We start from the raw sequence: 6579 nt of genomic DNA, 5'->3' as shown, positions 1-6579 counted from the left end.
ATGTTTTTTTAAAGCTTGTATTGTATTTAAAAAAAATAAATATCTCAATATTGAAATGTTTATTTACCTAAATTTAATTTACTGAAATATTTATTTTAACTTTTATGATAAGGGCATCCCGGAGGTGGATTTACGCTGTTTTCAGTGTTTGAAGCAGGTGTTGTCATGCTCATTCCTGAAGGTGCATTAAAGAATTGTTCTTCGATAATTTTTCTCTGATCTGCAGGAATATCTTCAATTTTTCTAAGCGTATTTACCTGAATGTGAGGCCAGCTTGTTGTACCGCCGTCATTTCCAAAATCAAACTCAAATAGTATAATTTGCTCATATTGCAGCTGAAGGACTTCTTTTCCGTCTTCAATTACGGTTTCTATCCATAGGCGGAAATCGACTTCTACGGTCGGTACAAAACGGTTAACAAAAGGAACGTTTAAAATTCCTCCTTGTGCACCCGTTTGCTTTTTCGAAGACATTTCGATAAGAACATAATTGGCAACATGTTGTCCGCTCAACGTATCTCTCAGTCGCATATCCGGTCTTACGCAATAAGGGTACAATTCATCTGCAAGGATTCTTTGTGTATAAATTTTATTAGAACCAGGGTCATTTTGATCGTTTAATGTTTCATGAACCCAAGCCGGAGCTGGCTCATCAAGATTAATAGGATTGGTAACACTTGCTCCTGCTCCGCCCATTGTTGGCGAGATGGCAAGAAAAGGCGGATCCCAGGTTGCATCACCGTAAGGAAATTGCGGAGAACCATTAATTAAATAATTATTACCGTTTGGAGCGATGTCTCCCAATAATGTAACCGTACTTCCGTGAGGAATAACGCCACTTCTTGAGATGGAATAATCTGGGATAAAATATGGTCCTGAAATTCCGTCAAGCGGTTTAATTTCCTGTGCAGGAATAATTTCATAATATTTTTGTCCTTCTTTAAGCTGGCTTAAAAGAATGTATGAAGAGTTGCCGTTTTCATCTTTTACTTCAACTAAAGGCTCGTTTCTATATTCTCCTTTATAACCGTATTTTTCAAAATCTTCGGTAGAAAATGCATGGATTCCTCGGTCTTTTTCGATGGTTTCTTTCGTTGCAGCATAATTGTAAACATCACTTAACCAAAGATACATTCCGTTTTCTTCATGAATTCCGGCGTACTGTAAATCGGGATTTCCTTCTACTTTATTTACACTTTTAATGGTTTGATCGTACTTTACAGCRCCACAAAATAATTCGGTAGCACCACCCCGGTTTCGAACACCGCCTGGAACGAGCTCGAAGGTCAATTTTTCAATATATTCTTCAGTATCAAAGCTGAATTTTCCTGGAATCGTATTTTGATCAGTTCCCGGAGAAGGCATAATCGTAGTATGTATTCCGCTTCCGATCGATGGTCTTTTTATGTTTTGATTATAATTGGCATTGTAACTTACCCAGGTTCCGGCAAGAGCTTCCAAAACGCCGTAATCTACGTTGTTTGCGATCTCGTTTAGATTTTCTTCACTAAAAGGTCTTACAGGATCATCAATTAAAAGTTTAGAATAACCTTTCATAAGATTGGCCAGATAACCTTGCTGATTTTGATCTAAACTGGGAGCCGGAGCTCTTAAAAGCTGACTGTCTTTTTCTAAGCTTTCTTTTTTTCTTTTTAACATGATTTATTAGTTTTTGATGGTTTTAGTTTTAAGTTTAATTTGAAGGATACTCAAAAGTAGGTCCCGCATTTTGTGTGGAATTTAAAGGCTGGCTCATCAATCCGATGGCCTGTTCTTTCAAAGCGTACATAAACATGATTGATTTTTCCAGTTCTCTTGCATTGCCTTCTACAGCAACCTGAATGGCATCCAATAAATTTTTATACGTTTGATTAAATGCTTTTGCCTGTGCATACAATTGCGGATTCGATTGGTAATCGCTCATTTTCGGATTGGGCTTCATCGGGTAAGCTGCATTCCAGTCAACCGGCAATTCTTTTCCTACCGGTGGAGTTGTTACAGGCATCATTCCGTTTTCATCGGTGAAAGGTCTGTAGTCTCCGCCCAAATAAAAATGCTCATGAAAAACTTCTTTAAACCTGAAATAATGTGCCAATTCTGCACCTTCTTCAAACTGCGAAGGATCTACATCAAAAATAGAATCATCTGCACCTTCACCTTGTCCTTTTATTTCCTGAAAAACAGCAATTACTCCATCCAAAGCTTCTACAGGATGTAGTTTTCCACCGCTGCCATAATACTGTTCCGGACGAATTTGTTTTGCAGGATCTCCAGTGAAAATTCCACCTGTGTTTAATTCTTCAAAATTTTGTGGAAGTTTTCCGTTCGCCTTGTAATAAGCAATGATTTGGAAAACAACGATGTAAAAAAATAAAACGTCATAATATTCACCAATGGTATGAACATTCTGCATCATAAAATCTTTCATGTTTTCCAGTGTCCACAAATTATTTTCCTGAACAGCACTTTTAGAATATAAAGCCGAATTTTCTGCTTCAGGGGTATATTTCGGAGCTTTTACCAGAGGATTACTCGGGCTTTCAATCGCAATAAAAGTGGCAATGCTGTTGGTGGAAAAAGTTTCCAAACCAACAAAAAAATCAACATTCATCGGCAATTTCATCGGATAAGTAGGGTAGTTCTGAGGTCTGTTTACCGACGGCTGAATACTTACCGCATTCATTACATTACAAACCATAATCATGTGAAGCATTTCTTCCACGGCAACACTTCTGATGATTTGTGATGCTAAAATATTGGTTCCGTCTTTAATCGAATATAAAGCCGTAAGATAAGGTGGAATGGTAGAATGCTCGATTAATATTGCCGTTTGTAAAAGATCTTGCAAGATAGGGCGGTAATCTAATTCTGTTAATCCTTTTTTAGCTTCACGTAATTGTTCTTTTGAAATTTCCGCAGGTTTTAAATTTGAAATTTGAGCAGAAAACTGTGAGCTTAAATACTCATTAAATTCTCTGATCTGCTGATTTAACAAAAGGTTTGTGAGCGTTTTGCTGTGGTATTTTAATCCTTCAATCCAGTCTTGTTTATTTATTGTTGAATCAAATAATAAGGACTGAAGCGAAATAGCTTCTGCTTCGATTGTATTTTTTGCTAAAGAACTTCTTGAAGAAATATTAGTTTCCTGAGGTTCTGTTTTATTGATAAGTCTTTGTCTCATTTTTTCTATTTTAAAATTGTTTCCAGATCCTTCAATATAGATTCTACCGATCGGATTGTGAATGCTGATAAGGTTAAGGTAGGGTTTGAAGTTCCTAAAGTGGTCATATTTCCGGCTCCGACGATGTATAAATTCGGGTGATCCCAGGATTTACAATAACTGTTGGTTACAGAATCATCCGGAGTGTCGCCCATTCTGTGAGTTCCCACAATATGACCGGCTCCGTTGTAAGAATATCTCACGTTGTTGTACACGAAAGTGTTGTTGTCTGTCGCATTATATTTTGTGAAATCTTCAATATTCAGTCTTGCAAACATTTGGTCTGAAGCAAGTTTAGCCTGTTCCATGGCCCTCATTTCGTATTCTGTTAATTCATAATTAATAACAGGTCGCGGAATTCCCAATGCATCAAGATATTGATCGTTAATAGTAACCCTGTTGTTCGGATTCGGAAGCTGTTCAATTTCAAAATGAAATAAAACCTGTCTCGAAAGTCTGTAAGTTAACGCTTCTTTTAATTCTTCCCCGAAAAGTCCCTGTCCCAAAAACTCTGAAAGATCAGATCCCGGTGAAAATGCAGGCCAGCTCCATCCCCAATTATCCAGTGGAGAAATCCATGCAGAAAATTCGCTTCTGAAATTTCCGTCACGGAAAGATGAAATGTTCGTGGTAGAACCGGGACCTCTGTAAGAATAAACCGGCTCCGGAAATAATCCCCAAGTCAGCATCACCATGTGATCCATCAGGTTTCTTCCTACCTGATCGCTTCTGTTGGCAACGGTTTTTTCAACTTTTTGCCCGTTTTCGATAACAGTGTATTTTGAATTTAAAAGAATTTTAGGATTTTCAAAAGCATTAGCTGCAAGAATGACAACTGAATTAGTAGTGTCAATTTCTTCTTCAATAAAATCTGTTTTTTCTCTGGAAGTATATTTTCTGATATGAACTTTTGAAATTTTTTCCTGATCAGCCTGATCAACACTCAATCTGTAAACCACGCTCTGCGCCTGAACCTGAATATGCGGATTTCTCTGCAGGTTTTCGTTTTTATTAACTTTATAAAGTGCTTTTTTCAAGGTTTTCAAAGCATTGTATTTTGCCTGAACCGGACAGATCGGAACGCATGAAGCATTTCCTTCGCAACGTTCTCCCATGTAAGGATTCCAGACTGAGCCAAGAGCTTTATAATCTTCGTTTTCAATATTATTTAAAGATAATTTATAGCCTGAATCTGAAGAATTGGCTTTGATTAATTTTGCTTTTCCGTAAGCTAAATTTGGGGTTGAATTTCTTCCCTGCGGTGAAGGAACCATCATTAACGGAATATTTTCGAAATTTAACTGAACCGAAGTTCCCGACAATCCGTTGATAATCTGCTGATCCATATAGCTTTGCGGAATTTCATCCATCGGAAAAACATAATCTTTACCGTAATATTCTTCCATACTTTCCTTGATCGGGTATTGCTGAGCAGAAACATTTCCGGAAACTCCTATTTCAAACTCAGCCATTTCATAATAAGGCTTCAACGTTTCATAATCAATTGGCCAGTTCATAGCTCTGCCGTATTTTTCCCTCAATCTAAAATCATTTGGAAGCATTCTCGGTGTAGTTCCCAACCAGTGAAGGGTAGTGCCACCTCCAACTCTTATCGCATCACTCGCAAAAGGCATCGGACCAAACTGAACCAAATATCCTTTTTTATCTGGAAAGGGAGGAACAATTGGCTCCATATCTAAAACATTCGGTGAAGGCGCCTGTTTCAGGTTCGGATAAGGCGAGTTGGGCACTTTGGCTTCTTCCATGTAAAACTTACGGATGTAATCATTGTAAGTCGTCATAGAAGTTGCAGAATCCAGTTCGATTCCGGCTTCTAAACCGGCTTCATACATGAGAATAGATAATTCTTTATATGTTTTTGAATCGTTCATTTCAGAACGGTGGATCATTTTTCCTTTTTCTGTATCAAAAACATGGTCGGTTAAAAGTTTTGCAATCAGAGATCCGGCAATTCCGGTTCCTACAATGATTACATCTTTTTTCTGCTGTGGTTTTTCTTTCTGATTCATGAGTTGCTGTTTACAGGTTTTACGCCCCAAGATTTGAAGCCAGGCTGTTTTGCTCCGGGTGGATGTGCCTGCATAACGTTCCAGACAAGCCCTTCTTTGTAAGATAAATCGTTTACGTAAGTTCCTTCCCAGGTTCCGAGATACCAAAGCGTGATAATATTGTTGGCAATATCCTGAGTTGAAGGATTGGCAATAATATCCGTAGAAATTGCATTGTTAAGCTGATTCTGAGTGAGAGAATTTTCAAGAATATCTTTAGAAGTATTCAGAAATTCAGTAAAAGTTACACTTTCTATCTGCTGAAGAATGTGCTTGTAATACGTCTCGGCTAAGCCTGTTGATTGCAGTTCGTTCACAGAAAATCCGGTGAGAGATTCTGAGATCGCCATGAAAACGTCGTAATAATAATCGTCGACGTTAGAAATTTTTTGGATAATCATTTCGTTGAAATTTGGTGTTAAAAAACTTGCCTTCTTATTATTTTAGGAAGACACTCATACAATCGAAAAATAAAATGATACATTTTTAGCCCTGATCAGACTGCATAGAAATTTCACAAAGTTTTTTTGAGTTAGACATCGTTATTAGTTTTAGTTTCACCAAATTTACCGAGTTTTTGTTTGTAGAAACTCAGTATTTTTACTGTAATGACGGGTACGTGTGGTATTTGTAATGGTTATAAAAAAGATTTTCTGAAGAATTTTTTTTGATAGTGTTTCTTATTTTATTTAGAATGGTTCTAAGTTTTATTTATGGTTAGTATCTATAAGTAATTTGAAATTATAAATTATTACTTTGCCCATTTTTTAGAAATTTTAAAGCTTTTTTATTGGGTTACAATTGCAATTTTAAATATCAGTACACTGTATATAAATTTATATTCTAAAAATTATCCGATAATTTAATTTATAAATTTATTGTAGAAATATTTTACGTCAGGATTTGTCGCAGTACATATGTAAATTTGTAGAATAGATCACTTAATAGTTAATTTTCTATCAAGCTATTGTGATATTTATTAAAAAATTTTAATTTAGTCAAAAATATTAATTAAAAAAACGCAAATCATGAAAAAACTCTACACGAGTGCATTTTTCATATGCACAGCCACTGTATTCGCACAGGATGTGATATGGCAAAAAGACATCAAATCATCTACCCAGGATTTCCTTTCGCAGGTCACCACAACGGTCGACCAGCAATATCTTGTTACGGGTAGCAGTATTCAGGCAGCAGGTAAAACTGCAACCTCAAATCTAACATCTGCAGGCTCAAGCCAAAATAACGGTTACGATTTTCATTTCGTCAAACTCAATCAGCAAGGTGAAGA

The 6579-nt window shown here is 36.6% G+C and carries 4 protein-coding genes and 1 pseudogene; 1 reads left to right on the top strand and 4 read right to left on the bottom strand.

The genetic code is table 11. The annotated features are described in order from the left end of the window. Positions 1-95: 95 nt before the first annotated feature. Genes AB4Y90_RS14200 through AB4Y90_RS14185 form a run of 4 tightly spaced genes read right to left on the bottom strand, consistent with a single transcriptional unit; the run spans position 96 to position 5689 of the window. The gene (locus tag AB4Y90_RS14200) at positions 96-1658 is read right to left on the bottom strand and encodes a peroxidase, FMP-type (protein WP_441558198.1); all 1563 of its coding nucleotides are present in this window, start codon (positions 1656-1658) and stop codon (positions 96-98) included. A gap of 34 nt (positions 1659-1692) precedes the next feature. Next, a complete protein-coding gene (locus AB4Y90_RS14195; RefSeq protein ID WP_441558197.1) occupies positions 1693-3180 on the bottom strand; it encodes a ferritin-like domain-containing protein in 1488 nt (495 codons plus the stop codon). A 5-nt stretch (positions 3181-3185) separates the two neighbouring features. Further along, a complete protein-coding gene (locus AB4Y90_RS14190) occupies positions 3186-5249 on the bottom strand; it encodes a GMC oxidoreductase (RefSeq protein WP_441558196.1) in 2064 nt (687 codons plus the stop codon). Continuing rightward, a complete protein-coding gene (locus AB4Y90_RS14185) occupies positions 5246-5689 on the bottom strand; it encodes a sugar dehydrogenase complex small subunit (protein ID WP_441558195.1) in 444 nt (147 codons plus the stop codon). The genes AB4Y90_RS14190 and AB4Y90_RS14185 overlap by 4 nt, the downstream gene beginning before the upstream one ends. 627 nt (positions 5690-6316) lie before the next feature. On the opposite strand from AB4Y90_RS14185, the pseudogene AB4Y90_RS14180 reads away from it, so the two are divergent. Continuing rightward, a pseudogene (locus tag AB4Y90_RS14180) lies at positions 6317-6579 on the top strand (T9SS type A sorting domain-containing protein); the annotation flags it as partial.

The sequence above is a fragment of the Chryseobacterium sp. 2TAF14 genome (genome assembly GCF_052115105.1).
GTDB lineage: Bacteria > Bacteroidota > Bacteroidia > Flavobacteriales > Weeksellaceae > Chryseobacterium.
The sequence above is the reverse complement of the archived record's forward strand: the minus strand, read 5'-3'. Positions and strand labels throughout refer to the sequence as shown.

What these genes read in the sequence shown, in the direction of transcription:
- AB4Y90_RS14195 (WP_441558197.1), bottom strand. Translation starts at nt 3,180, where the DNA reads ATGAGACAAAGACTTATCAATAAAACAGAACCTCAGGAAACTAATATT.
- AB4Y90_RS14190 (WP_441558196.1), bottom strand. Translation starts at nt 5,249, where the DNA reads ATGAATCAGAAAGAAAAACCACAGCAGAAAAAAGATGTAATCATTGTA.
- AB4Y90_RS14185 (WP_441558195.1), bottom strand. Translation starts at nt 5,689, where the DNA reads ATGATTATCCAAAAAATTTCTAACGTCGACGATTATTATTACGACGTT.